This window comes from Tunturiibacter empetritectus (assembly GCF_013410875.1).
Classification (GTDB): domain Bacteria; phylum Acidobacteriota; class Terriglobia; order Terriglobales; family Acidobacteriaceae; genus Edaphobacter; species Edaphobacter empetritectus.
The window spans coordinates 250,242-275,246 of the sequence record NZ_JACCCU010000003.1; the positions used below are offsets into that span (position 1 = coordinate 250,242).

Sequence of the window (25,005 nt, forward strand, 5' to 3'; positions counted from 1 at the left end):
TAGCTGCATGAATTACTTGTTTGATACTCCCTGCTCGGTTTGCACCAGACTTGGGGCGCTAACTGGTGTAAAAGCGGGGGGAGGCGTTCAAGGGGGGTAGGCGCTTGTGAGACCATTTCGCTAAGTAACAACGTAAAGGATGCGATGAACGCGGGGCGGATAAAAGTTACGGTCGGGGTTTGTGGTGGGATTGCGGCTTATAAGTCGGTGGAGCTGGTACGTCTGCTGCAGGATGCAGGATATGACCCGCATGTGGTGATGACGTCTGCGGCAGAGGAGTTTGTGCGGCCGCTGACCTTTGCGGCGATCTCCGGGCATAAAGTGATTACTTCTCTATGGGGCGAGGAGGCAGGGACGGGGTCGGCTGAGGACGATGAGCCGGTGGAACACAGCAGCGTGGAGCATATTCAGGCGGCACAATCGACGCGTTTGCTGGTGGTAGCTCCGGCGACGGCGAATATGCTGGCGAAGTTTGCGCATGGACTGGCAGATGACTTTCTTTCCACGATGTACCTGGCGACGACGGCTCCGGTGATCGTTGCTCCGGCGATGAACGTTAATATGTGGGAGCACCCGGCGGTGCAGGCGAATGTGGCGACGCTGCGAGCGCGTGGAGTGAAAGTGATTGAGCCGGGGAGCGGGTATCTGGCCTGCGGGATGGTTGGAGGCGGAAGGCTGGCGGAGCCGACGGAGATTGTCGCGGCGATTGTGGAGACATTGGCTGAGGGCACCGAGGGCGCGGTGGGTCAGGGCCGGGACTTCACCGGAGAGACAGTGCTGGTGACCGCAGGGGGGACTCGGGAGGCGATCGATCCGGTGCGGTTTATCGGGAACCGTTCGAGCGGGCGGATGGGGTACGCAGTCGCAACGGCGGCAAGGAGACGTGGCGCGAAGGTGATGTTGATCAGTGCCCCGACCGGACTGCCCTGTCCTGCGGGAGTTGAGGTAGAGCATGTGGTAACCGTGGAGGATATGCGGGCGGCTGTGATGGCTCGGCTGAATGAGATGACGGTAGTGGTGATGGCGGCGGCAGTAAGTGACTACCGGGTGAAAGATGTCGCGGGTCAGAAGATGAAGCGTGAGGGGGCGCAGGCGGTCTCGCTGGAGCTGGCTGGAACTGTGGATATTTTGCGCGAGGTCGTCGGGCGGCGGCGGGACGGAACGCTGGTGGTAGGGTTTGCGGCCGAGACCGAGAATGCCGTGGCGAATGGACGCGCCAAGCTGGAGCGCAAGGGCGTGGATGCGGTGGTGGTCAACGATGTCTCGAAGGATGGAATCGGGTTCGATTCTGAGCAGAATGCGGGCAGCTTTCTGACCAAGGACGGCACGGTTGAGTTTCCGGTGATGAGCAAGACGGAGATGGCGGAGCGAATTCTGGACGAGGTACTAAAGCTGCGGATTGGGGCTGCACACTGAGGGATCTGTCTCCGTGGAGTGTTCCTTCCTTCCGAAGAGGATCCCTCGCGGGGTACAATTCGCGGACTCCCGTGCACCGGGGACGCGCGAACTAGTAAACTAACGGCACATGAGTTTCCGTAAAGCGTTCCTCCTTCTTGCCGCCCTTGCCCTTGTCAGTGTCTCCTCCGCTCACGCGCAATTCGGCGTTTACGGGATGTTCACCGTAGATCGGCTGAGCAATATTAAGTCTTCGCCTCTACCCGCGCCCACGACGACCGGACCGAACGCACGGACCGACACAGCTGATCCTCTAGGCGGCACAGGCGGTATCTACTACGATTTCAAGAAGCTCGGACCTATCACGCTTGGGGCTGATCTGCGCGGCAGCATCCTAACCACCAAGCGAGGCGCCAATGTCAGTTTTAACGATAATGGGACGCGCATTTACTCCGTCTTGGGCGGAGTTCGTGCTGCCATTCATACTCCTAAGAATTGGCTAAAACCTTACGTTCAAGGTTCGGTAGGACTTGGCCGAAGCGATTATGGTCTCTCGTATACAACATCCACTGGCCAAAACATTCTTTACAACAACTTCGAATATGAGGGACTGGCTGGGCTGGATCTCAAGCTGCTGCCGATCATGGATTGGAGAGTTGCCGAGTTCGGGTACGGAGGGTTGGATCCTTTTGGGAATTACAGCCACAACTACCCGATCAAACAGGTCAGCATGGGGTTTGTCTTTCATCTTCCGTTCTAAGAGCGCGGGCTCACGAGAGAATAGTGCATGCGCTTAGCTCTCTTTGGTGGAAGCTTCGACCCTCCGCATCATGGACATCTTGCCATCGCGACCGCAGCTGCAGATGAGTTTGCGCTGGATAGCGTTTTTTTTGCTCCTGCTGGGCGTCAACCTTTGAAGCTTGATGGCACGGTGACTTCATTCGAAGACAGGCTCGCGATGGTGAAGCTTGCGTGTCTTGAGGACGCTCGATTTGCGGCCTCTGCGCTCGATGCGCCTCGATCCGACGGCGCACCGAACTACACCGTGGAGACTCTGAGCGGGTTGGCACGGAGAATGCCAGCAGCCACACTCTTCAATCTAGTGGGAGCGGACAGCTTCCTCGGCCTGCCGCGATGGCACGAACCCGAACGTCTGCTGGAGCTCGCCGAGTGGATCGTGGTGAGCCGGCCGGGGTTTCCGATCCAGGATCTTTCTTCGTTGGGGCTCGATGTGCATCAGCAGAGCCGCGTTCATCTGCTCGATACCGTACAAGACGATACTGCAGCCACTGACCTTCGCGAACGGCTGGAAGCGGGTGATCCTTGTGTCGACCTGATTGCGCCGGGTGTTCTGAATTACATACAGAGCCACCATCTTTATCGATAGGCAGACCCATTCTGAGCCTTGGTTTTCGTCACCGCGAAACTTTGTTTTGCTCGAAACTTTCTGGAATGGAAGTGTGTCTGTACAAGTATTGCGCCTTATCAAGGATCCTTTTCGCTAGTTAACCGGCCGCTTTTGTGCGTGCAGCAGAATCGTAACTTTCTATGGCTGAGCTTTTGTCACCTCCCTCACTCCCCACGTTTCGCGATCCGGCGGGCAGCATCGAAGTTCGTCCCGATGGAGCTTACCGGAGCGTGCGAGCTCCTTTCGACGCGGAGATTCTTACGTTCCTGGCGACTCCGCTCGCTACGGATTTAGTTGCGCAGGGACGGCTTGTGGCTAGCGAGGTCGTGTCATCCCCTGACGCTGAGATGCTGGTGCTACGCCATCCGCGCATCTCGTTCCAGTCCTACCCATGGGAGTGGAGTCCAAGAATGTGGCTTGCTGCGGCAGAACTTACTCTGACTCTGTGCAGTGATCTGGTCGAACAGGGCTGGCAGCTGAAGGACGCAACGCCATTAAATGTGCTGTTCCAGGGAGCGCGACCGGTCTTTGTCGACGTGCTTTCGATCGAACGCAGAGAGCCGCATCAGCCGATCTGGCTGGCGTACGGCCAGTTCGTCCGAACGTTTCTGTTGCCAATGCTGGCCTACTCCCGGCTGGGGTGGCCTCTGCGAACCTCGCTAACCCGTCGCGATGGATATGAACCGGAGGAGGTCTACCCGGCACTTTCGCTTGCTTCGCGGCTGCGGCGGCCTGCCCTCTCGACCGTGACGCTACCGTCGCTGCTCGCGAAGACGAAGAAGGGTAGGACAGGCAAGGGGACGCCGCAATCCTTGAGAGATCCCGACCTTGCGAAACAGATTCTGCTAAAGACTATAAGGACGCTGCTGGAAGACATGCGGCATGTGACGCCGTCCCACCGCTTGTCGACTTGGTCGCACTACGCTGAGACGGCAAGCCACTACAGCGAGGAAGACCATGCCGGCAAGCGCAGATTTGTGAGCGATGCACTGGGGAGTGCGCGCCCTGCGAAGGTGCTCGATGTGGGCGGCAACACCGGGGTGTATTCGAATCTGGCCGCGGATGCCGGTGCCGAGGTGGTCTCGATCGACACGGACCTGCATGCGATCGATCGTCTGTATTCTGGCCTGAAGGGGACCGGAAAAAATATCCTTCCGTTGTGCGTCGATCTTGCTCACCCCAGCCCGGCTACTGGATGGGAGAACCGGGAGAGTGTTTCCTTCCTGAGCCGTTGTGCAGGCCACTTCGACACGGTGATCATGCTCGCCGTACTGCACCATCTGCTGCTGCACAATCAGATTCCGATGGACCGCATCGCCGAACTCTGCAGCGAGCTGACGACGCAACACCTGATTGTGGAATGGGTGCCCGCGACGGATCCGAAGTTTCGTGAGCTTTTGCGCGGGCGCGATGTACTTTACCGACACATTACCGAAACGGCATTTCGCGAGGCCTTCGGGAGGCACTTCACGGTCTCAGAGGAGTTGACGCTGGCAAATAGGCGCATCTTGTTTCACCTTCAGAAACGATAGGGCATGGGAGCGATCAGAGAATCTTGGTGCGTGGAGATGAAGTTGCCAGTTTCCGTGCGCTTTAGACGCTGGCTTCCGAGGCCGCAACCCGCTACCATGGAACTCCAAGGAGTCTCATGCCCTCAATTGAAAGCAATCAGCTGCTGCTTGCTGCCGCTGCCGCCTGCGAAGACAAGAAAGCTGAAGATATCCGCATCCTCGCGCTGGATCCAGCCGAGAGCGGCCTGACCGATTACTTCCTGATCTGCAACGGAACCAACGACCGACAGAACGTGGCCATCACCGATGAGATTGAGTTGCGCCTGAAGCGCGAGTTTGGGGTTTATCCCAACTCTGTCGAAGGACGCCGCCAGGGCGAATGGATTTTGATGGACTATGTCGATTTCATCGTCCATGTTTTCTCTGCGGAGAAGCGCGCATTTTATGGATTGGAACGGCTTCGTAAGTCAGCGACCACAATCAGTGTGGCGGATCTTGATGCCGAAGTAAGCTCCCGAATCAAGGAGAGTCGCTTGAAGAAATCACAGACGAAAACTCCAGCTAAGCAAGCGGTTAAGAAAAATACTGCGAAGACAGCCATAACAACTACCGCGAAAAAGTCGATTGTCAAGAAAGCCGCATCGAAAAAGACCGCAGCCAAGGTTGCGTCAAAGAAGACTCTTCCGAAGAAGACCTCAAAGAAATAGGCCCCTTGCGGCGTGCCTGGAATGTTAGTTGATTTGTTGTGAGCTTTATTCGTGAGATGAGGCGTCTTCGATTGAGTTGCACGACCAAAGACAGAGAAAGGCGGAGAGCCAAAGCTCTCCGCCTTTCTTTTGGTTATGCAGCCAAGGTTAGAAGTTCAGCTTGAGCTGGAACTGAGTACTACGTGAGGCGCCCTGATCGAATGTTCCCGAACCGCGCTGATCGCGATTTGCGCTAAGCGTTGCAAAGTCGTTGATGCCAGACAGATAACCACTGTCATTATTGACGGGGCCACCTGTACTTGTTGTGTTCTCCAGAATCCCCGCGCTGGTGGTACCGGTTGAGTAGTTGGAGAAGTTCGCAATATTGAAGAAAGAGATAGCCGGTTCAAGGCTAAGACCTTCACGCAATTTAGTCAGACGAATCGGGTAAGAGAAGCTGGCATCGAGTGTACGTAAGGCTGGATTGCTGAGTGCCCTGGTCTGCGGGAGAGTGCCGAGGGGCTGAATCGTGCCGCCCAACGCACTGAGTTGACCAGGGGTGAAGAGCCCAGCTGTGACGAGGGCATTACCAGCCGGAGTGAGTTTTCCTGCCTGGGTTGCGTTGAAGTTGTTGATGTATTTGCCAAGGTTTGTTGGCTTGACGCTGTGCATGTAGGCACCGGGAAGGGTTCCAGGAGCCAGATCGCCGATGGTACCATCGCCCGTGATATCGGAAAGGAAGATACCGGCTGTAGGAGACTGCTGATCGAGTGTCAGAGTGGTTGGGTATGCTGAGGCGAAGTGACCGACAAGACTGACCATCGGACCATGCTTGACCGTAAACGCACCGCCCATTGAGAGCTGGTTGGAGCGGTCGAGCCCAGCGCGGCCGATGTAGGCGTTAGGATTGTCGTTATCGTAGGAGAGACCGCTGAAGAACTGGTCGCCTGTCGAGTTGTTGGAGCTGCTGACAATCTGCGAGAGGTTATACGACACCTGCAGGTTCATGTTTTCGATGCCAGGGGCGGGGTGGGCTGTGATTTGTTTGTAGACGATCTGTAAGGCATCGTATCCAGAGCGGCCGATTGGAATAATAAAGTTGCCGTTTCCAAGAGCAGGGTTGGCACCAGGAAAGGCAGCTCCGGTAGACGGGGTCAGAGAGCCGTTGCCGACGTAGGAGGCTGGGAAGCCACCGAGATACTGATTGCCGGAATCCAATCCACTCGAAGCAAAGTCGGTGATGAGAGCTCCTGCGGCGATGGCGCAAGTGATTGCGGAGGAAGAGTAGCCTCCAGCGCAGCCGAAATTGGCAGTAGTGGTAGCGATGGCGTTTTGCGCCGCCGCTGTGTTGAGATATCGGGCAGCACCGACGTGGTTTTGATCGACCTGTTGACCGATCTTCAAGGTCGAGTTGTGGATGTAGTCGACGGATACGATCGCGCCCCTGGAGAGAGCCCGCTGGAAGCCGGCGTTCCATTGTTCAGAGTACGGCGTCCGGTAGGGGGCCCCGTAGATGTTGTTGACGCTTAAGGTATTTCCAACGTAGTTCGAGTTAGAGGAGAGGGGATTGGTCCTGGCGGCTGCCTGATACTCCTGTTCAAGAGTAATGAAAGCCGGGCCCGATACAGAGAGAGGAGCCTTGCAAAGACTTTGGATCGAGACCCCATTCACGGATGTGACTGAGGTGCCATCTGCAAATGGGACGGCGTAGACACCAGTGCTGCAATACGGGTTGTAGACATTGAAAGCACCAGTCTGCAGGAGATTGGTACGAGCGTTCGAGGTGTTATTGAAGACGTCGCCCTCGTAGAAGATACCGAATCCAGCATGAACGACTGTGTTGTGGCTGACGCTGTAGTTGAATCCGATCTGAGGCCCGAAGTTCCCATAGGGCTGGTGAACGTTCTTGCCGTATGCCGGATTGAATTGGGCGAAGATAGCAGACGTACCTGAGCACGCAGGGGTGACTTGCGTGGGATCAATCGTGTTGCAGAGTGGGGTAGCGAGATCCTGGTTGGCGCGGCCAGTATCAACACTCCAGCGAACACCAGCCGTAAGTGTAAAGGTTGGGGTCACCTTCCAGCTGTCGGAGAAGTATGCTCCCTCACGCCAGTCGGCCACGCCGCCGCCGGTGAGTCCAAACCCAGGAGTCTCGGTACCTGATCCTTGCCCGTTGCCGAGATAGAGCGTGTTTACGTGGTAGCCCTTGATGGGATCGTCGGGGCAGGGGGCAGCGCCCGCAATGCCGTTGCAATTCGCAAGAAGGGTAGCGGTTGACTCCGAGCCGCGAGGCCCAACGCCGAAGAAGGAGGCAAACCCACCACCTTGAATCCTGTTGAGGCTGTATCCGTACTTGAAGCTGTGCTTATTCTTTGTCCAAGTACCGTCGTAGCGAAGCTGCTTATCGGAGAGGAAGGTCTGCTGAGGAGCGTTGTCGTTAGGACCGGAATAAAGTTTCTGAGCAAGGTTATAGAAGGCAAACCCAGGTATGCCGTTATAGATGCTTGTATCGCCCGTAGTCTTGTCGACGATCAAATTGTGGAACTTTTCATAGCTTCCACGGAACGAATGGGTGAAATGACCGTTCTGAAAGTCGGCACCAAACGCATAACCAGGAGTGTTGTCCCGATTCGCATAGATCCAGTAGCCATTTCCGAAGTTCGACGAGACGGAATCGACATCGTAGTTCACACGAGCGAAGTAATGACCTCCCAACGGGCCGTTGTAGTCGACGCGCGCGGTGGAGTACGTGAGACGGTACGGCGATGGGATGGTTGGGTAAGCATCGAAGATGGCCGAGAAGAGTCCGGCGGCGTTCACAGGGGAGACCGAGGAAGAATCCTGCTTGATTCGCTCAATGTTGGCGAAGAAGAACAACTTGTCCTTGAGGATGGGCCCGCCTACGCTTCCACCGAACTGATTGCGCTGAAACGGAGGGTCCTGGCCGTCCTGAGCGCGGGCAAATAGAGCGCGGTGATCCTGAAAGTCGTAAAAGAGTTCGCCGTGGAAGGCGTTGGTTCCGGAGTTGGTCGAGACGAGAACCTGACCGGTTGAGGTTACTTCGCCGGATACGTCCTGTGTCGAGCGATTGAGCTGGAACTCGCTGATGGCACCCTGGGAGACGTTGAACATGGTGGTTCCGACGTACTCGTCGGTGATGTCCTGGCCATCGAGGAGGATACGTGTTGTACGACCGGAGACGCCACCCACCGAGATTGCGGAGTAGCCTGCTTTGGTCGGGTCGAACGATTCACCGCTTTGAAGGATGACGCCAGGCTCGATTTGGGCGAGGTCGAGGAAGTTACGCCCATTGACGGGTAAGCTCTTGATCTGCTCTGACGTAATTACGTCGCTGACGCCAACCTGGTCGGTGTTGACCTGGAGGGCGCCTGCATTGACTTCTACTGTCTCCGACGATTTTCCGAGGGTGAGCTTGAAGTTTCCATTGGTCACAGTTCCGGTACGAACCACGGTGTTTACCAAGAGGTTTTCAAAACCCGGAGCGGAGATAGAAACGGAGTAAGAACCTGGGTTGAGTGGACCGACAGCGTAGATACCGGCGGAATCTGCCTTGACGGATTTTACCGAGCCCTGGTCAACACTTGTAACCCTAATGATGGCACCGGAGACGACCGCACCCGATGGGTCGGTTACTGTTCCCTGAATCGAGCCACCATTCACAGAAATGGCTTGACCAAGACTCATAGTTGCCAGGGCCACCAGCACAAAAACAAATCCCAATAACCGTTTCATTCAGATTCCCCTTTTTTTCAAAACTCGCTGCATACCTCTAGCGCGTTAGCCAATCGAAATCAGAGATAGGTTTCCGGTCATCTTTGTGACCCCGCCTGAATCTGAAGAACTAGTTGGTTGCTATGAGAAGTAATGGAGCAATTTTCTGGCCAAATGAAAATTTGGCCCTGAATGTAATCTTTTGGCCGTATTTCCCGTCTAGCAAAGAACGGAAACGCCTTGAGACGATAAATATCTACTGAAAATCAAATATGGTTGCAACTGGGCAAGATTTAGTGCTGATGCCGCTCTCTTATGAGAGTGACTGCCATCGCTGAATTCCTTGCGTAAATCGGGCGATTGTCTAAGTAAATTTCGTTTGAAAATATGGAAAGTCGATAATATGAAAATTAGTACATTTTGGCTCCTATATTCAGATTGTGGTGAACGCGATTTGCGATGCGATTTATGGGCTGCCGCAAAACTCTTCGAAATATGAGATTGATGAACATGAAGACTACCCTCGCAGCGGTGTTATCAAGGCGATCGCTCCCCGAAGCCGGAGGACGTTGGTTCGATGACTACCTCAACCGCATCGTTCGATATACGCCCTGCGACTCGCAGACATTTGAATCGGAAAAAGCATTGATAGGATGGCTGGAACAGCACCAAGGTCGAACTCGTGCCTATAGGATTTTGCTTGATAGTCGAGGGCAGGAGTTTAGCTCGGAGGAGTTTGCTGGCCGGATCGGGCGGCTTCGCGATGAGGGAACGCAGCGGTTGGTGTTTGCAATTGGGCCGGCGGACGGCTGGTCACCAGAGGCGCGGCAGCGAGCAGATCTGCTTCTATCTCTAGGGCGCATGACCTTACCCCATCAGTTGGCGCGAGTTGTGCTGGCAGAGCAGGTCTACCGCGCCTTCACCATCCTGGCTGGCCACCCTTATCACTCAGGGCACTGAACATTTGTTGGTTCTCGCCAGTCGCTGTTTATCGACTTGGCGTGTCGACAGACACAGTTACAGTTGCATCTGGCGGGATGGTCGATGGTCGCCCTGCCCCTCAGCTGAGGTGAGCTTGCAGGGTCAGAAGATCTGCTCTTTAAAGGTAAGAGTTGCGAGCACACTTCTACTCGTCGATTCGCGCGTCTTTGGCCTTGCGGGGCTTGGAGGCTGTGGTTTCGGCTAGGCATCTCTCGGAGACGCGCTGAGGATTTGCACATTTTCCGGCTGCTGCGCGGGTAAACGCACGATAAAGACGGTCTACGTCGACTTGCCCCTTGCGTCCCTGTGCCTCAAGGGCGGAGTGCATGGCCGATAACAGCTCCGGCCTCAGTTCATGGAAGATCCTGTCGATATAGATGTACGGCAATTGACCCTCCGCGGCCCCTGACACACGATACACGGGGCCCTGCATGATGGTGCGCGAGCAGGTAGGTGTCCGGCATGTGTTGCCACTGCCTCACTTGGGACGGCCACTGCTCTCAGAGTACCGTCTGGAGTCGCCACAACAGACTCTCCGACTCTTGTTCGTTCAGGCCGGAGATGGTCGTAATCGAGAACGACTTTATCGTCCATCCCACAATAGATGGTTCTTTTGTGTAGGTTTAGCGCATGTTTTTTCTTAATTAGAAAGCATACATGGCCTAGGCTGATGCAAGCGCACATTTGCGCACAAGGAGCCTTCCCCATGAATAAGTCAATCCGCAATCTCGCGCTCACCGCCGCTATCCTCTTCTCCACCGCTGCTCCCATGTTTGCGAACATCTCGGGCGGAAATCCCCATCCGCAGGTAGCTTCTGTTGCTCTTTCTCTTGGCGATTACGCAAGTATCGTCATCTCCGTCTTCGGGCTGTAAGATCGTTCCGAATACGCCTGCGAGGCAGGAATGAATTTTACGGCTCTGGACAACCTGATTTGGGCGGCGAACTTTATCGGCTTCGCCGCCCTGCTATTCGTGTTGCTGTTTCGCCAGCGATGGAGCCAGTTTCCTATTTTTACCTGCTTCGTTGGTTATTCGACCTTCGTTGCCATTGGGCTTTTCCTGATTTCGCGTTACAGCACAGCGAAGGTCTACGGGATTACGTATTGGATTACCGGTGGAGGCGACGTACTCTTTCAACTCGGTCTGATCTTCGAGATCGCCCGTGTTGTTTTGCGCCCGACCGGGACATGGGTTCGCGACGCGCGCTCTTCGTTTGTCTTTGCCGGGGTGGCTGGCACAGCCCTTGCTGTTGGGCTTTGTCTTGCAATAAAGACGCCTCCGGGCTCGACGGCGGGGATTTGGGAGATTCGAGGAGACCTTTTCACTGCCTTGCTCGACTGTGAGCTTTTTCTGGCTATGCTATTTGCTTCGAATAGGTTAGGGCTGGAGTGGCGCAACCACGTGATGGCCCTTGCGCAGGGATTGACGCTTTGGGCGTTCGGTTCCGCTGTCAGTGATCTGGCCAGTATCTTTCTGGGTTGGACTCAACAGTATAGAGTTGTTCAGCTTTTCCCCTCTTTCCTCTACATTGCCGTCTTACTGTATTGGGCTGTCGCCTTCTGGAGGCCGGAGCGCGTCCGTGCACCCCTCTCGAACGAAATGAAAGATTATCTCGTTGCGCTTCACAGCAGAGTGCAGTACGATCTTCAGCAGGTCACTCGGACGCGCGACCACACGTAACCCATATGGCACCCATAGTCATCACCGCACTGGTTACTGTTTTATTGGGCTGCGCCCTTCTCCATTCTTATTTGACGGCAAGGCGTCTGGCTCGCTGTACGTGGGATGAGCTTGTGGCCAAGCTGCATCCGATTGAGTCAAAAGGTTTGATGACAGTGGCATTGAATCACCTTGTGCCACAGAAGGATGCTCTTGAGCTGGAACCGGCCGAGATGTGGAGTTTGATGGGTGGCTTAGAAGGGGTACAGCGGATGCGCGAAAACGGCCGAATCCTGGTCGCGCTCGCCTCCTACGTCGAACGTTGGAACTTCGATGAAGGCATCATCATCGCGGAGCGGATGCGCCGCGATGGATTGCAGCTGCGTCGCGCAGTCACACAGATTATGCTGGCGACCTTTTTGGGAAGGCAACAGATGCGGATTCCCTTCTATCTGCACGAAGTGGCCTCTTCGTACTACCTGATGCGGCAGAGGCTGCTGATTTTGTATGAGACCAATCATGCCGGTCTCTACTCTCGTCTTGCCGAAGCGCTCTAACCTCCAGCTCAACCACCAACGCACCGAGCAGACTGTTCAGTCGTTACAATGAACAGGGCGACGGTCGAAAGGGCATGCAAGGATGAGTTGGTTCAAGCGCGAAGATAACGAGATCGTCAACGACTCGGAGAAGACAGTTCGGACCGAGGGGCTGTGGATCCGTTGTTCCGACTGCGGCAAAATTCTATTCAAGGCTGAGCTCGAAGCCAACCAGCAGGTGTGCTGGCACTGCGGTCATCACTTTCGCATTGACGCTCGGACGCGCATTGAGAATCTGCTGGAGCCGGGGTATGAACTCGTTGACCTGGAACTTCGCTCGACCGATCCGTTGAACTTTACCGATCTGAAACCCTACAAGAGGCGGCTTGCGGAGGCGCAGGCGAAGACAGGGTTGAATGACGCGATCGTCAATGCAGTTGGACAACTGGGGCCGCATAGCGTTGTCCTGAGCGTAATGGAGTACGCCTTTATCGGCGGGAGCATGGGCGCTGTTGTCGGTGAGACGATTGCACGGGCGGTGGACCGCTCGCTTGCAACGCGACATCCGCTGATAATTGTTGCGGCCTCCGGCGGTGCGCGCATGATGGAGGGCATTGCTTCGCTGATGCAACTGGCGAAGATCTCTGCGGGTCTGGCACGCATGGATGATGCGAAGATTCCTTATATCTCGGTGATGACCGATCCGACTACGGGTGGCGTTACGGCTAGCTTCGCGATGCTAGGCGATCTGAATATTGCAGAGCCTGGGGCGTTGATCGGCTTCGCGGGTCCTCGCGTGATTGAACAGACGATTCGGCAGAAGCTGCCCGAAGGCTTTCAGCGCTCCGAGTTTCTCCTGGAGCATGGGTTCCTTGATGCGATCGTTCCGCGCAAAGAGATGAAAGAGTACCTCTCGCAGACCTTGAGTTGGATGGGCGCTTAGGGGCGGTTAGCGGATTGTATGCAATCGGCGAGTCCATCACGCACGGCACTTCGCGTAGCCTTGCGACGCGCGGCGCACCAACTCTACGATGCGAAGCCACTTGTCTTCGAAGACCCAGTTGCTGTTCCGATCCTCGGCGACTTCTATGCGGAGGAGTTGCGCAGGACTCCGACTCGCAATCCTGATCGAAAGGATCGGCCGTTCTCGGTTAGCCTGCGGGCTTTCCTAGTTGCGCGTAGTCGCTACGCCGAAGACATTCTTGCCCGGGCCGTTTCGCAGGGTGTCAGGCAGTATGTTTTGCTGGGGGCGGGGCTCGATACGTTTGCCCATCGCAATCCCTATCCTCAACTTCGCGTCTTCGAAGTAGACCACCCGGCTACGCAGCAGTGGAAGCGCGAGCTTCTGGAAAATACTGCGCTCTCTGCGCCAGCGAATCTTACTTATGTGCCAGTGAACTTCGAAGAGGAATCTCTCCTCGTTCAGCTACAGGCCGGCGGATTCAACACGCAGGCGCCAACTGTGTTCGCTTGGCTTGGGGTGGTCCCATACCTTACGCTTGAGGCCTTCCGCGCTACCACCAAATTCCTCGCATCGCAGGCTTTGGGCAGTGCGCTGATTCTTGATTACGGTCAACCACGGTCCGCGCTTCCATTCTTCGAACAACTGGCTCATGACTCGCTCGCTTCGCGGGTTCAACAGGCCGGAGAGCCATTCAAACTCTTCTTCACTCCGCCTGAGATCGCTGCTGAACTAAGCACGTTCCGCAATCTTGAAGACCTTGAGTCTGCTGAGATTAATACCCGCTACTTTACTGGACGATCCGACTCGCTGAAGGTGCTTGGGAGCGCGGGGCGTTTGCTCAGTGCATGGCTTTGATGTCCACTGGCGTGCCAGCCATCGTAGGATCGTAGGATTGAATAGTTATCAGGAGATGGCTGCCGAATGACCAAGACGAAGAAGGCTGTTCACCGGTGTGCATGGGCAGACAACGATCCACTGATGCGCGCGTATCACGACGAAGAGTGGGGCGTGCCGGAGCGCGACAGTCGCGTGCTGTGGGAGGCGCTGATGCTCGATGGCTTTCAGGCAGGACTGTCCTGGATCACAGTCCTACGGAAGCGCGAGGCTTTTCGCAAAGCATTTCGGAACTTCGATCCGGAGAAGGTTGCTCGTATGGGTGAAGCCAATGTTGAGCGCCTGCTGCAGAATGCAGACATTATTCGTTCACGCGCCAAGATTGAAGCGACCATCAATGGCGCACGGATTTACATGGGTATGGCCGACGCGGGAGAGGACTTCTCAACTTTCGTTTGGAAGATGGCTGGCAATAAGCCGATCAAAAATACAGGGGCTGTTCCCGCGAAGACTCCACTGTCTGAAGAGATCTCTGCAGCACTGAAGAAGCGTGGCTTCAAGTTTGTAGGCCCTGTGATTGTGTATGCGTGGATGCAGGCTGTCGGCATCGTGAATGACCACAGCCCGGATTGCTTTCGGCGTAAGGTCGTCTGATAGGTGTAGCGCGCGAGCCTATTGCGCGGCTTTGGCGGCAAGCAACCCTGCTGCGGCGAGGTTCGCGGTAAACTCCGCTGGGAAGCCGTGTCGTTGCTCGAGCCACACGGGGTCGTTCCAGGAGAGCAAGACCTTACCGTCGGCTCCTTCGGCGACAAGAATTTTTAGCGGGAGATCAAGGGCTGCACTGGGTGCGGCAAGCATGACAGGAGTGCCAGACTTCGGGCTTCCGAAGATCAACAGCTTGGTTGGATGCATCTCGAAGCCTGCTGCGGACGCCTCGCCGGAGTGATCCACGATCGCAAAGAGCTTGACTCCCTTTTCTTTGAGAAGAGCTTCGAGACGGGAGACTGTTTCGTCAACAGAGTAGCGGCTGGTGCAGGATTTTATCCCTTCGTGTGTCTGCTGATCGGTCATAAATCAACCCTCCCAAGTTGAGTGTTGGCCCACTCAACGAAGATACCCCCTATGAGAGGGTATCTGTGAGTTTGCGACGATAGCTGTTTGTGTTTTACTTCGCTGCGTTGGCGGGCGGGACTGCGTTGGGATAGATTTCGGGAATTGGCGCGGTCCTTTGTTTCTCCAACTCCGGATGCGGGAACGGCTTGCGCGGCATCATAACGTCGCGCTCGCTGGTGTTGTAGAGGAAGATCGCCTCGACTACCGCTGCCTGCTCGAGATCGAGCGCGTGCAAACGATCGTAGGTGTCCATGTCGGAGTGATGGGTTCGCGTCTCGTAGTCCAACGGATCCTGAATGTACTGGAAGCCGGGAAGGCCAACCGCATCGAACGATAAGTGGTCGGTGCCGCCGGTGTTGCGGTAGGAGATTGTCGTTACGCCGAGGTCGGCGAGGGGCGCGATCCACTGCTTGAAGATCGGGGCAATCGCCCAGTTCTCCTGTGTATAGACGCCACGTACCTTGCCGGTGCCGTTGTCCAGATTGTAGTAGGCGTCGAGGGTCTCCCACTCCTTGGTCGTGGACAGCGCGCCGCGCTGACGCATGAAGGAAGGCACGCTTGCAGGCTCGGGAACCTTTGGCTCTGCAAAAGTGCCGAAGTGCTGTTTGACGTATCCCTGCGAACCAAACAGGCCCTGCTCTTCGCCAGACCAGAGCGCGATACGTATCGTGCGTTTTGGTTTGATGCCGAGGGACTTCAGGATTCGAACGGCTTCCATTGCGACGATCGAACCTGCGCCGTTGTCGGTTGCGCCGGTACCGGAGATCCAGCTGTCGAGATGACCGCCAACCATGACGACCTGATCCTTCAACTTTGAATCGGTTCCAGGAATCTCCGCGACTGTGTCGAAGCCATGCTCGTGGTCGCCAGTGAACTTCGTTTCGATGTTGAGCTCGAGCGTTACCGGGACGTGGTTTTCTACCATGCGTCCGAGGCGGTTGTAGTGCTCAATCATCATCACGGCATTGGGAATGGTGACTGCGTTTTCTTTTTTCTGTGCATCGCGGGCGAGGTTCGCACCGTTGTCGTCGAAGATGATGCCGGTTCCGCCTCCGTCTCCTCCGTCGCGGCTCGGTGTCAGCACGGCAAGCGAGCCTTCGTCTGCCATCATCTTGAGAGCGGCTTTGCGAATCTCGGCGATCTTCATTCGGTCGGCGAGGAACTTTGCAAACTCTGGGGAACCCGGGGTGAAGCGTCCGCCACGCGACTCATAGGTTTCCATCTCCTTGAGCTCTGCGTCGGTGTAACGGCGGAATAGCGGCTCGGTGATGTCCGGAGTGGGACGCATTGCGCCCAGGAGAACGATCTTGCCTTTGAGCGTGCCTTTGTACTTTTCGAGGTCGCTCATCTCTTGCACGTTCATGTATACGACTTCGCCGGTGACAGGACCGTTGGTTGCAGGGGACCACGGGGCAGCTTGTGCCCAGAGCGGTTCTGGATCAGGCGATATCATGCGCACCCAGGTGTTGATCTGCTGCCAGCCCATGCCGAACTCACCCCAATCTTCGAGGTGCGCGTTTTCCAGGCCGATCTTCGTCAGCGTGTCGCGCGTCCAGGCGTTGGCCTTCGCCATGTTCGGCGAGCCGGTTAGCCGGGGTCCGATCCCATCAGCCAACGCCCCCCCGAATTCCATGACGTGTGAGTGTTTGAAACCCTCTTCTCGGATGCGCGCATACATGGTGAGATCGATGTTCTCGGTCGCGGGTTGCGGTCCGTAGTAGGAGGGGATTTCAACCGTGGCATCTTTGGCTTTCTTATCGGCGGCAACGGAAGGGACGGCGAAGCTTGCGATTGCAGCCGTACAGCAGCTCCAACGCGCAATGGCACGAACGAATGACATGCTTAATGGTCCTCCAGGAAGTGTTCTGAGAGCGAAGAATAGCAGATATCACCGACAGACCGCATCGAGCAAATGTCTCTCAGACTTAATTTGGAGAACCGAGCGAAAACTATCTGACTGACTATCAGCTTCTGCGCAGCTGCCTGCGTATCCACAGGGTACCCAGGTAAGACAGCGCCACCAGCAGTACCAAGATACCCACCGGCAATCCGATCCGTGTATAAGTCAGCGAAAAATCGACCGCATGGTGGGTTGCCGTGTTGTAGAAGAGAACTCCGAAGATTGCGCAGAAGGTCGCCGCGAAGAAAGCCGCAAACCCCAGTGCAAAACTCATTAGGAGGCTGGTAAACCAGCCCAGATCGCCCAGAGGTACACCAAAGAGATAACCCGCGCCAAAGGTTCGAGGCGAGGCTGAACTTCCGTTCTGCGATGCTTGCGCCATACCAGTAGAATACTGCTTTATGGCAGAAGGTGTTCAGAGCGAGTTGGTACAGGCGGCGCAGGTGATCCGCGACGCAGTGGTGCAGCAGACACCAAACGGCATTCGTTACGCGGCGTTTGGGGATAATAATCTTGAGGCACTTGACCTCGAGCGTATGGTCCAGGCTGTGCCGGTCACCATCTCGGGTGCCATCGCGCGCAAGACTTATTACTTTGTGCCGCTTGCTTTGAGCGAGGCGCGAGGCAGCGAAGCTACGATGGTTGCGCCGGCCTATACGCCTGAACTTGGCGACCAGGCGATCTGCCATCGCAATGTGACGCACGATGGCACGGAAGGCGTCTTCATTTCTACTCGTCTGCTTGGGGATCGCTTTGCGCTGGCGTTCGAGTTCTTCATCAATGTTGGCCACGCCTTCGTCGATGCGGTGGGCGTTCCACAGGCCTTTGATCAGCTCGTCTGGGGACAGGCTCTGGCTGATGTTCGCGGTGAGACCAGCCAGGATGCCTGGGAGAGCCGCGGTCTCGCGCTTGGCGGGAAGACGGAAAAGATTGATGGCAAACCGGTGATCGATGAGAAGGCCAAAACGGCTTTCCTTGAATCTGCCTTCTCGGACGCCGTTGCTATCTATCAGCTTTCGCTCTCGGTAGACTTCGACTACTCCGAACTACGAGAGCGGGAGTATCCGCTGCTCGCTCCGCTGGCTCTTGCAGATCGTCTGCGCCTGGTGGCGCGGCTTTTTCCGCCGAATCCTACTTATGAGTTTTCCATCCGATATCGCCGCCGCGCCTGAGATGTCGGCCATGGTATTCGCGCAGAAAAACATCTAATTTCCGTGGGATGGGAGACGTCAATGCCTGTAATTCGGAGTTGCAAACAGTGTGGCCAGAAGAATCGTATTGCCGCGAATCACCTTTCTGACACTGGCCGTTGCGGAGCTTGTAAAACCCCTCTGCCACCGCTCGACGAGCCTTTGCAGGTAGACGCGGCGCTCTTCGACGAGATTGTCCAGAACTCGCGCGTCCCCGTACTTGTTGACTTCTGGGCGGAGTGGTGCGGCCCCTGTCGTACTGCCGCTCCAGAGGTCGCGCGCACGGCGAAGGATATGGCAGGAGACGCCCTTGTGTTGAAGGTCGATACCGACAAGCACCAGCAACTCGCTGCGCGGTTCCAGGTGCGGGGTATCCCCAACTTTGCTGTCTTTTCGTCCGGCAAGCTGGTGAAACAGCAGGCTGGCGTTGTGGGGCACGACGTGATGGAGGGATGGCTGCGATCTATTGCTGCGGCTCGATCGGCTTGAGGGATGGACTCGTATACTTGGCGCGGTGTTATTGCGTGTGAAGGATACGAATCGATGAAGCTGATCTTCCTCTATGGTCTGCCCGCTACTGGAAAGTTGAGCGTCGCGCAGGAGTTGGCAGCGATGACCGGCTACAAGCTTTTCCACAACCATCTCACGGTCGACCTGCTTCTATCCGTGTTCGACTTTGGTACGCCAGGTTTCGTCGCGCTTCGGGAAGAGATCTGGCTTTCGGTATTTGATCAGGCCAGTCTCAGCCACCTGCCGGCCCTCATCTTTACCTTCGCCCCCGAACCGACGGTGCGGCACAGCTTTCTTCAGAACGCTTTGCATACCATTTCGCAGAGAGGGGGCAACGTAGAGTTTGTCGAACTCGTTTGCCCGCTCAGCGAGTTGAAGAAGCGTCTGAATAGTCCCTCGCGGCTTCAATATCGCAAATTGACCTCAGAGACGCTGTTTGATCAAATTCATGCGGCGGGTGGATTCGAGGGATCTTTTTTGCCAAAACCTCAGCTCTCGATCGACACAAGTTTATGTACCCCTTTACAAGCAGCCGCCAAAATCGCCGAAGTACTGGCGCTTGATCTATCGCTGACTTGATCGTGCGACGTATCGCTTGATTAGGAAGCAATCGAATGAGTTCACGAGCGGTTTAGGAAACAACCTACCAATCGCGGCTGTGATGGGGGATGCGGCCGCAGTCACCTTCGGTGAGGTAGCAGCGGAGTATTCCAAATAGAACCGTTGCCCCGGCACCGATGATCATGAAAAGAATGCCTGTCGTAAGTCGTCCCGTGAAGTATGGAAACAGGAAGACAACAACTCCTGCGTACATCAAAATCGTCAGCACGATGCGTGTGATGCTTCTTGTCATGTCTCTACCTACCAGTCCAAGCCCAGGCGGGGATTCACTTTCGGCATCCACGGGCTTTGGTATTGCACATCCTACTCTGACGTGATTGGATTTTGCCATACTTTTCGGTGTATCCGGGACGCTGCAATGTCTTGCAACTTAGCTGTACTGATACTCGCTATGCGGTCACAATCCCCATCGCCAGGATGGCGCCCAAGATAGCACTGAGATCCTCGACGAGCGCCACGGGCCAGTCTTTGGATCCCAACCGCACTACGATCTCTCGGCGAATCAGGAAGCCAGCGAAGGCGCCGATCAGGGCTCCCAGCACACAGAGGATGACGCCCTCGACTCCGGATCCGTTGAGTCCTGCAGCCACGATCGCTCCGACCAGCCCGGCAAAGACAAGCCTCGCGATCAGTGGGAACGGAGCCGTCCGATTGGGCGTTGTCGGTAGCTTATCTCCGATGAGCTCTCCCAAGGCGAGCACGGTGAAGATGATTGCGGTCACTAGTTTTCCGCTCCATGCGGCCCAACTGTCGTCTACTGATAGATGACCTGCGTAGGCGAACCAGCAAAGCACCGCCATGGCGGTCATTGTACGAAGGCCGGTGACGAGACCTAGCAGGGGGATGGCAATCAGCCAGGTCAGCATTTGCATCATATAGTCCCCTTTCCCTGGAAGATCGAGCGTCAGTAGAGTGACAGATCTTCCCAGCGTACCGGTTGCCCTCATCGGGTCTGTGCCAGCCTTCCAATCGAAAACTATACTCGCAGATTTGTTATCCGCCACGGAGGTGAATCGAAAGTTGCTACGCCTTGCACTGCACTTATGATTTCTCTTTCGCTGAAACCATCTGATTTATAGGGAGTTATGCTTCTCGTAGCCAACTGTACAAAGGGAATTTCTCTGCCATTTCGAGCACTTGATTGCGAATCTGCTGCAGCTTGCTAGAGTCGGTTCGGTGTTCAAGAGCCTGCGCGATCCAGCCGGCAATGACGCGCATCTCAGGCTCCTTCATGCCTCTTGTGGTCAAAGCGGGTGTGCCGATTCTGATGCCGCTGGGCTTCATCGGCGGGTTGGTGTCGTACGGGATTGCATTCTTGTTGACCGTGATTCCAGCCTCTCCCAGAGCGTGTTCTGCCTCTGAACCGAGTATTTCTTTCTGGAAGACGTCGATGAGGATGACGTGGGTGTCGGTGCCGCCGGAGATGATGCGATAGCCCTCGGAGGCGATGGCTTCGGCGAGGACTTTGGCGTTGGTAACTACCTGATTCGCATAGGTCGCGAACTCCGGTGTCAGAGCCTCTTTGAAGGCTACTGCTTTGGCTGCCACGATGTGAATGAGTGGGCCGCCCTGTTGGCCGGGAAAGACGCTGCGATCTACGCCTGCGGCAAACTCCTGATTGCAGAGGATCAGGCCGGCGCGTGGACCGCGCAGGGTTTTGTGGGTGGTGGTGGTGACGATGTGGGCATGGGGAACGGGCGATGGATGCGCGCCTCCAGCTACAAGGCCGGCGAAGTGGGCCATGTCGACCATGAAGTAGGCACCTACCTTGTCGGCGATGGCGCGCATGCGGGGGAAGTCGAACTGGCGCGGATAGGCGCTCCCACCCCCTACGATTACCTTGGGTTTTTCGCGGAGTGCGATGGCTTCAAGTTCATCATAATCAACGGTTTCGGTGTCTTTGCGGACCTGGTAGCCGACGATTCTGTAGAGTTTGCCTGAGAAATTGAGCTTGTGGCCGTGGGTGAGGTGTCCGCCGTGGGCCAGATCGAGGCCTAAAATGCAGTCGCCGGGGTTGAGGATGGTCATGTAGGCGGCGGCGTTGGCCTGGGAGCCGGAGTGGGGTTGGACGTTGACGTGGTCGGCGCCGAAGAGTTGTTTTGCGCGGTCGCGGGCTATGTTTTCGACGACGTCGGCGTACTCGCAGCCGCCGTAGTAGCGCTTTCCAGGGTAGCCTTCTGCGTATTTGTTGGTGAAAACGGTGCCTGCGGCCTCTAAGACTGCGCGGCTTACGAAGTTTTCGGAGGCGATCATCTCGAGGCCTTCGTGCTGGCGCTTTACTTCGTTTTCAATCTGAGCGGCGATTTCGGGGTCGGAGACGGCCAGCGGGGCGTTGCGGTCGATGGGCATGACGTTATTTTATGTCACAGTTTTTTTTGGATTTTTTCTGGTGTTGGGCGGCGTGGTTTTTTGCTGTTTTGCTGTTGTTTTTGAGGGGTGTTTTGGGAAAAGGGGGTGTTTCGTTGTGGTGTTTGGATGGTGAGTTTGTGGTGGGATGCGTGGCTGAGATGGACGCAGGACAGTGCACTTTTCGACGACGAAAAATACGCCACGATTTCGGACTTTATTTTTGGTCTTCGGCCATTACATTGCGGGTGGCAGCGTAGAGGTTGCCTGTGGAAAAAGAATATTCAGGGTTGGCAACCGGATTTGGTTTGGTTTTCGAACAAATAAGGTTTCCAAGTGGACATCCATTCGTTTGCAGTTGGCGTTCTTACTATCAGCAGGCATAAGCAAGCAGCATTTGGAAAGGATCACCTATGCAGACTTTATATATTGGAATTGCGTTTTCGATGATGGTGATTCTCCCGCTTCTTGTCGCCAAGTGGAACGGGACGCCGCGTGAGGAGTTTGAGTCCTCGTTCAATAGCGAGCAATAAGCAGATTTTTCGAGCAGAGGTTAGGGGGGCCACGAGCTTTCGTTCGTGGCCCTTCTTACGTGTGGCACTAAGTGACTGTCCTGCCGGACGGGCCTCCTGCGCGGAGCGCGACCACTTCGTGGTGGGTATACCCCTTCGGCTGGTCCTCCCGTTGGTCGGAATCATCATTCTGCTTGCGACCAACGGGGACGCTAGCGTTTGCTATAATCGGGCCGACGATCCCGGGCCCTCTCGACTTGAATCCACACTGCCGAGTCTGGCAGGAGGTCTTATGGCCCTTGAGCTCATCCTGCAGCAGCGTTATCGTGTCGACGGTATTCCCGTGGATCTAAGCCCGTACCGCAATCACGGTTCCGGCGTCGACACTGCATCTGCACCCGGCCCGGCAGTCAGCCAGTTCGCGGTATCTTTTCCCAACAACGACAGCCAGGTTGCGATTCAGCCGACTGCGGCACAAGGCTGGGCCAGCCTGCTTGCAATCAAAGTCGAGATGGTTGTATTTGTTGACGCCGTGTTCGTGCGGGAACAGGGTCTCATCGATGCGAGTGGCGCTTTCACCTTCGCCATCTCCGAAAAGGCGCTGACGGCACAGATCGCCGGCCCGGGCGGTGCCTTTGTCAGGGCTGCTGACGCCTTTGCCCCGGATGGACAATTCCATCCTGTGCCGCTGGAACGCTGGGTCACCGTTGGGTTTTACCACGACGGTTTTTCGAAGATACAGCTGACCATGGATGGCAAACTGGTTGGACAGGCTGACGTCTCGAGCGGCGTGCCTCCGCTGCAGGGCAGTATCGCCGTCGGCAATCACATCGGTGGCAGCCATCCGTTGAACGGCCGCATCGATGAGGTCAGGGTCTGGCGAAGCGATCCCAAGGCCATGCAGCGTGAGTTCCTCTGCAGACCCTACACCCCTAAGACGGCGGCGTGCTGGCAAGCACTCTTTGAGGACGTTGTGGCGTGGGCAAAGGCGGAGCCGGCCGCGGTTGCCTCTCTGCTCCAACTGGCTGAGCAGGGACGACGGGCGCTGCTTGGCGGCCTGGAGCTGCTATCGCCCGCCGACCAGGCCGAGGCTAGAGGTCTCCTCAACCGGTTTATGAAGCTGTGGTGCGAGGGTAAGATCGACGGCGATGCCATGCGCAAGGTCATCCGGCAGTGGCTGGAGCTGCTGAAGAAGCACGGCCTCGACACCGATCGCGGACAGCGGATGGCGGAGCTGCAGCGGGTGCTGAACGCTGCCAAGACGGAGGCACCTGTGATCGACCCAAAGTGCGATCCGGCGATGCAGGCGTTCTTTGCCCTGATCGGAAAAGAAGAGGCAGCGCTGGGACCTTGAAGTCCATACGAATCTCACTCCAACAGCGATGATTGGCGGGCCGCGCCTTATCCGGTAAACAGGACACCCGACGTACAGGAGAGATGATGCCACCACCCTCTGATGCACGGACGTTCGCAAAACGATTTGAGCCAGTCCTGCTCTTCCATCCGAACGAAAACATGCTGCCGGTCGATCCGAAGTGGTATCTGGAGCGATGCTCGATGTGGCGCGCCTCTCCGGCGCCCTTCGACGACAAGGCAAACTGGGGTGAAGCGCCGCAGACTGTGTTTCCAAGGGTGCCGCAGGTCGAGCGTGGGAATCTGGCCGCGCTGAAGAATGAGGCAACCGGAAAGGTCTGGCTGGGTGCGCTGGGCGCGGGCGGGCTGGTCGGCAATCGTCCGCAGGGCGAGAGGCCGCGTCCGATCGAGGAGCGGTTCTTCGACTTTGCCGGCTGGGATACCCCGGTCGATCCTCCCAACGAGATAACGGCAGCAACCATCAACCGCCACGCCGCGCTCAATGCCATCGACTATTCCTCTCCGCTTAAGGGCAGTCAACCCTGGTACTACGTGGAGTTTATGAGCAATCAGGATTTGCTCAAATTCACCAGCACTCGCACACCGAATGGCCTCGACCTCTTCAGGCTGGTGGCCAACAACGCGCAGCTCAGCGCGCCATCTGCGCTGGTCTATCACTTCCTTTTTCCACTTCACTTTGAAGGTCTGGAAGGATGCGAGGCTGCGGGCGAGGGTGCGAACTTCGCCAGCTTTGGGGGCGAATGGGCGTCGATGGCCGTCCTGATTGATTCGTCCAACACGCCGATCTTCATCGGACTGACGTCGAGGAACATCGGCGACCCGAGCATTCTTGGGGACGAGGACCAGCGAGTCGGTATGCAGGTATTTAAATGGACCGATGCTGTGCTGGGCACGGGCGGCGATGCGCATCCGCTCCTGTTTGTGTCAGTTGGCACCCACGGACTGTACCTTACGCCCGGGCCGCATAATGTAACGCCTTTTACCGCTGGCATCTCGGCCGGTGGTGGTTCGTGCGGCGCGGTTGAGAAGCTTGACGACGTTATCTCGGGTGAGGCGGTGCTCAGCCCGGGGACGCCTCCCGGGACTCAACCCCCGCCTACGTGGGTCGTCGTTCTAAAACTCCTCGGTTTGGTAGTTGGTTGGGTCGTACTAGGTATCGAAGAAGCTGAAGGTTGGTCAACTTTCGGCTCAACCGAAGTAGACGCGACCCCAAACGCGGTCTCAACGGATCAGACAGGAACCACTACTTTTGGGACCATCCTCGCTCCTGCAGCCATCACCGTTCCAGGCTTCACGGCGACCAGACAGATCGACTGGCAGGTCAACCCATTTACTGCCCCGGCTCCTGACGGTCGCAAGTATGATTTTGTGATTGACCGCACTTCGCAGGTATGGTGGGTTCCGCGCACTGAGAGCGCCGGATGGGATGGACGGTGGGGTCCGCGGGTCACCAACGACCCGAACAACCGGCGGGCGGGCATGCGCTGCCCTGACTTTATGGAGATGTTTCTCGAAGGCATCGCCGTTACCCTGAATAAGTAGGTTGCCAGCTATCAAGATTTCGCTTGTCGTTTTACATTTATCCCTTCTTCAAAACTCCTCGATAGCGGATGCCTCCTCCTCGCAGTCTCATCGCGATCGAGCGCATGAGTAAGCGGCTATTCAAAGTGCTCCGGATAGACATTTGCAAAGTCTACAAACATTGAATGGCGAAACACTCCGTTTCCTGTTT

General features: G+C 56.3%; 25 protein-coding genes. 17 read left to right on the forward strand and 8 right to left on the reverse strand.

The window, feature by feature from the left end:
• Positions 1–144: 144 nt before the first annotated feature.
• From coaBC to rsfS, 5 genes are all read left to right on the forward strand, one after another.
• Positions 145–1,416 carry a bifunctional phosphopantothenoylcysteine decarboxylase/phosphopantothenate--cysteine ligase CoaBC gene (coaBC, locus tag HDF08_RS18855; RefSeq protein ID WP_179640220.1) on the forward strand — a complete coding sequence of 424 codons (1,272 nt, stop codon included), beginning with the start codon at positions 145–147 and terminating at the stop codon, positions 1,414–1,416.
• A gap of 109 nt (positions 1,417–1,525) precedes the next feature.
• A complete protein-coding gene (locus HDF08_RS18860; protein ID WP_179640221.1) occupies positions 1,526–2,155 on the forward strand; it encodes a hypothetical protein in 630 nt (209 codons plus the stop codon).
• Between the two features lie 27 nt (positions 2,156–2,182).
• Positions 2,183–2,782 carry a nicotinate-nucleotide adenylyltransferase gene (gene nadD, locus HDF08_RS18865; protein WP_179640222.1) on the forward strand — a complete coding sequence of 200 codons (600 nt, stop codon included), beginning with the start codon at positions 2,183–2,185 and terminating at the stop codon, positions 2,780–2,782.
• A 161-nt stretch (positions 2,783–2,943) separates the two neighbouring features.
• Positions 2,944–4,335 carry a methyltransferase domain-containing protein gene (locus HDF08_RS18870; RefSeq protein WP_179640223.1) on the forward strand — a complete coding sequence of 464 codons (1,392 nt, stop codon included), beginning with the start codon at positions 2,944–2,946 and terminating at the stop codon, positions 4,333–4,335.
• 116 nt (positions 4,336–4,451) lie between these two features.
• Entirely contained in the window at positions 4,452–5,021 is a 570-nt protein-coding gene (gene rsfS, locus HDF08_RS18875) for a ribosome silencing factor (RefSeq protein WP_179640224.1), read from the forward strand.
• Between the two features lie 147 nt (positions 5,022–5,168).
• Here the strand turns inward: rsfS and HDF08_RS18880 are convergent, their stop codons facing one another.
• Complete coding sequence (locus HDF08_RS18880) at positions 5,169–8,753, reverse strand: TonB-dependent receptor (RefSeq protein WP_179640225.1); 3,585 nt, start codon at positions 8,751–8,753, stop codon at positions 5,169–5,171.
• A 489-nt stretch (positions 8,754–9,242) separates the two neighbouring features.
• Between HDF08_RS18880 and HDF08_RS18885 the strand changes: the two genes are divergently transcribed.
• Positions 9,243–9,692: a 23S rRNA (pseudouridine(1915)-N(3))-methyltransferase RlmH gene (locus HDF08_RS18885; RefSeq protein ID WP_179640616.1), complete on the forward strand. Its 450-nt coding sequence runs from the start codon at positions 9,243–9,245 to the stop codon at positions 9,690–9,692.
• A 166-nt stretch (positions 9,693–9,858) separates the two neighbouring features.
• Here HDF08_RS18885 and HDF08_RS18890 read toward each other — a convergent pair whose 3' ends face one another.
• Complete coding sequence (locus HDF08_RS18890) at positions 9,859–10,101, reverse strand: hypothetical protein (protein WP_179640226.1); 243 nt, start codon at positions 10,099–10,101, stop codon at positions 9,859–9,861.
• Positions 10,102–10,419: 318 nt separating this feature from the next.
• On the opposite strand from HDF08_RS18890, the gene HDF08_RS18895 reads away from it, so the two are divergent.
• The 6 genes from HDF08_RS18895 (at position 10,420) to HDF08_RS18920 (ending at position 14,361) form a co-directional block, all read left to right on the forward strand.
• Complete coding sequence (locus HDF08_RS18895) at positions 10,420–10,587, forward strand: hypothetical protein (RefSeq protein ID WP_179640227.1); 168 nt, start codon at positions 10,420–10,422, stop codon at positions 10,585–10,587.
• 30 nt (positions 10,588–10,617) lie between these two features.
• On the forward strand, positions 10,618–11,394 hold the full coding sequence (locus HDF08_RS18900) for a hypothetical protein (protein ID WP_179640228.1): 777 nt from the start codon (positions 10,618–10,620) through the stop codon (positions 11,392–11,394).
• Between the two features lie 149 nt (positions 11,395–11,543).
• Complete coding sequence (locus tag HDF08_RS18905; protein ID WP_257031276.1) at positions 11,544–11,930, forward strand: hypothetical protein; 387 nt, start codon at positions 11,544–11,546, stop codon at positions 11,928–11,930.
• An 82-nt stretch (positions 11,931–12,012) separates the two neighbouring features.
• Positions 12,013–12,852, forward strand: a complete 840-nt coding sequence (gene accD / locus HDF08_RS18910; protein WP_179640229.1) for an acetyl-CoA carboxylase, carboxyltransferase subunit beta — start codon at positions 12,013–12,015, stop codon at positions 12,850–12,852.
• An 18-nt stretch (positions 12,853–12,870) separates the two neighbouring features.
• The gene (locus tag HDF08_RS18915; protein WP_179640230.1) at positions 12,871–13,728 is read left to right on the forward strand and encodes a class I SAM-dependent methyltransferase; all 858 of its coding nucleotides are present in this window, start codon (positions 12,871–12,873) and stop codon (positions 13,726–13,728) included.
• A 66-nt stretch (positions 13,729–13,794) separates the two neighbouring features.
• On the forward strand, positions 13,795–14,361 hold the full coding sequence (locus HDF08_RS18920) for a DNA-3-methyladenine glycosylase I (protein ID WP_179640231.1): 567 nt from the start codon (positions 13,795–13,797) through the stop codon (positions 14,359–14,361).
• A gap of 18 nt (positions 14,362–14,379) precedes the next feature.
• Here the strand turns inward: HDF08_RS18920 and HDF08_RS18925 are convergent, their stop codons facing one another.
• The 3 genes from HDF08_RS18925 to HDF08_RS18935 form a co-directional block, all read right to left on the reverse strand.
• Positions 14,380–14,778: a DUF302 domain-containing protein gene (locus HDF08_RS18925; protein WP_179640232.1), complete on the reverse strand. Its 399-nt coding sequence runs from the start codon at positions 14,776–14,778 to the stop codon at positions 14,380–14,382.
• Between the two features lie 94 nt (positions 14,779–14,872).
• Positions 14,873–16,660, reverse strand: a complete 1,788-nt coding sequence (locus tag HDF08_RS18930) for a M20/M25/M40 family metallo-hydrolase (protein ID WP_179640233.1) — start codon at positions 16,658–16,660, stop codon at positions 14,873–14,875.
• 124 nt (positions 16,661–16,784) lie between these two features.
• Complete coding sequence (locus tag HDF08_RS18935) at positions 16,785–17,102, reverse strand: hypothetical protein (protein WP_179640234.1); 318 nt, start codon at positions 17,100–17,102, stop codon at positions 16,785–16,787.
• Between the two features lie 19 nt (positions 17,103–17,121).
• Between HDF08_RS18935 and HDF08_RS18940 the strand changes: the two genes are divergently transcribed.
• From HDF08_RS18940 to HDF08_RS18950, 3 genes are read left to right on the forward strand one after another with little or no spacing between them, the layout of a single operon-like run.
• Entirely contained in the window at positions 17,122–17,892 is a 771-nt protein-coding gene (locus HDF08_RS18940; protein ID WP_179640235.1) for a hypothetical protein, read from the forward strand.
• Between the two features lie 60 nt (positions 17,893–17,952).
• Positions 17,953–18,399, forward strand: coding sequence for a thioredoxin family protein (locus HDF08_RS18945; RefSeq protein ID WP_179640236.1), 447 nt, complete (start codon positions 17,953–17,955; stop codon positions 18,397–18,399).
• A 54-nt stretch (positions 18,400–18,453) separates the two neighbouring features.
• On the forward strand, positions 18,454–18,999 hold the full coding sequence (locus tag HDF08_RS18950; protein ID WP_179640237.1) for an AAA family ATPase: 546 nt from the start codon (positions 18,454–18,456) through the stop codon (positions 18,997–18,999).
• Between the two features lie 64 nt (positions 19,000–19,063).
• On the opposite strand, the gene HDF08_RS18955 is transcribed toward HDF08_RS18950, so the two are convergent.
• The 3 genes from HDF08_RS18955 to HDF08_RS18965 all read right to left on the reverse strand — a co-directional run bounded on the left by HDF08_RS18955 (position 19,064) and on the right by HDF08_RS18965 (position 21,390).
• Positions 19,064–19,273: a hypothetical protein gene (locus HDF08_RS18955; protein WP_179640238.1), complete on the reverse strand. Its 210-nt coding sequence runs from the start codon at positions 19,271–19,273 to the stop codon at positions 19,064–19,066.
• Positions 19,274–19,430: 157 nt separating this feature from the next.
• Complete coding sequence (locus HDF08_RS18960; RefSeq protein WP_179640239.1) at positions 19,431–19,916, reverse strand: DUF4126 family protein; 486 nt, start codon at positions 19,914–19,916, stop codon at positions 19,431–19,433.
• Positions 19,917–20,124: 208 nt separating this feature from the next.
• Positions 20,125–21,390, reverse strand: coding sequence for a serine hydroxymethyltransferase (locus tag HDF08_RS18965; protein ID WP_179640240.1), 1,266 nt, complete (start codon positions 21,388–21,390; stop codon positions 20,125–20,127).
• Between the two features lie 801 nt (positions 21,391–22,191).
• Between HDF08_RS18965 and HDF08_RS18970 the strand changes: the two genes are divergently transcribed.
• Positions 22,192–23,253, forward strand: coding sequence for a LamG-like jellyroll fold domain-containing protein (locus HDF08_RS18970; RefSeq protein WP_179640241.1), 1,062 nt, complete (start codon positions 22,192–22,194; stop codon positions 23,251–23,253).
• Positions 23,254–23,336: 83 nt separating this feature from the next.
• Positions 23,337–24,815: a hypothetical protein gene (locus HDF08_RS18975; protein WP_179640242.1), complete on the forward strand. Its 1,479-nt coding sequence runs from the start codon at positions 23,337–23,339 to the stop codon at positions 24,813–24,815.
• Positions 24,816–25,005 lie beyond the last annotated feature (190 nt).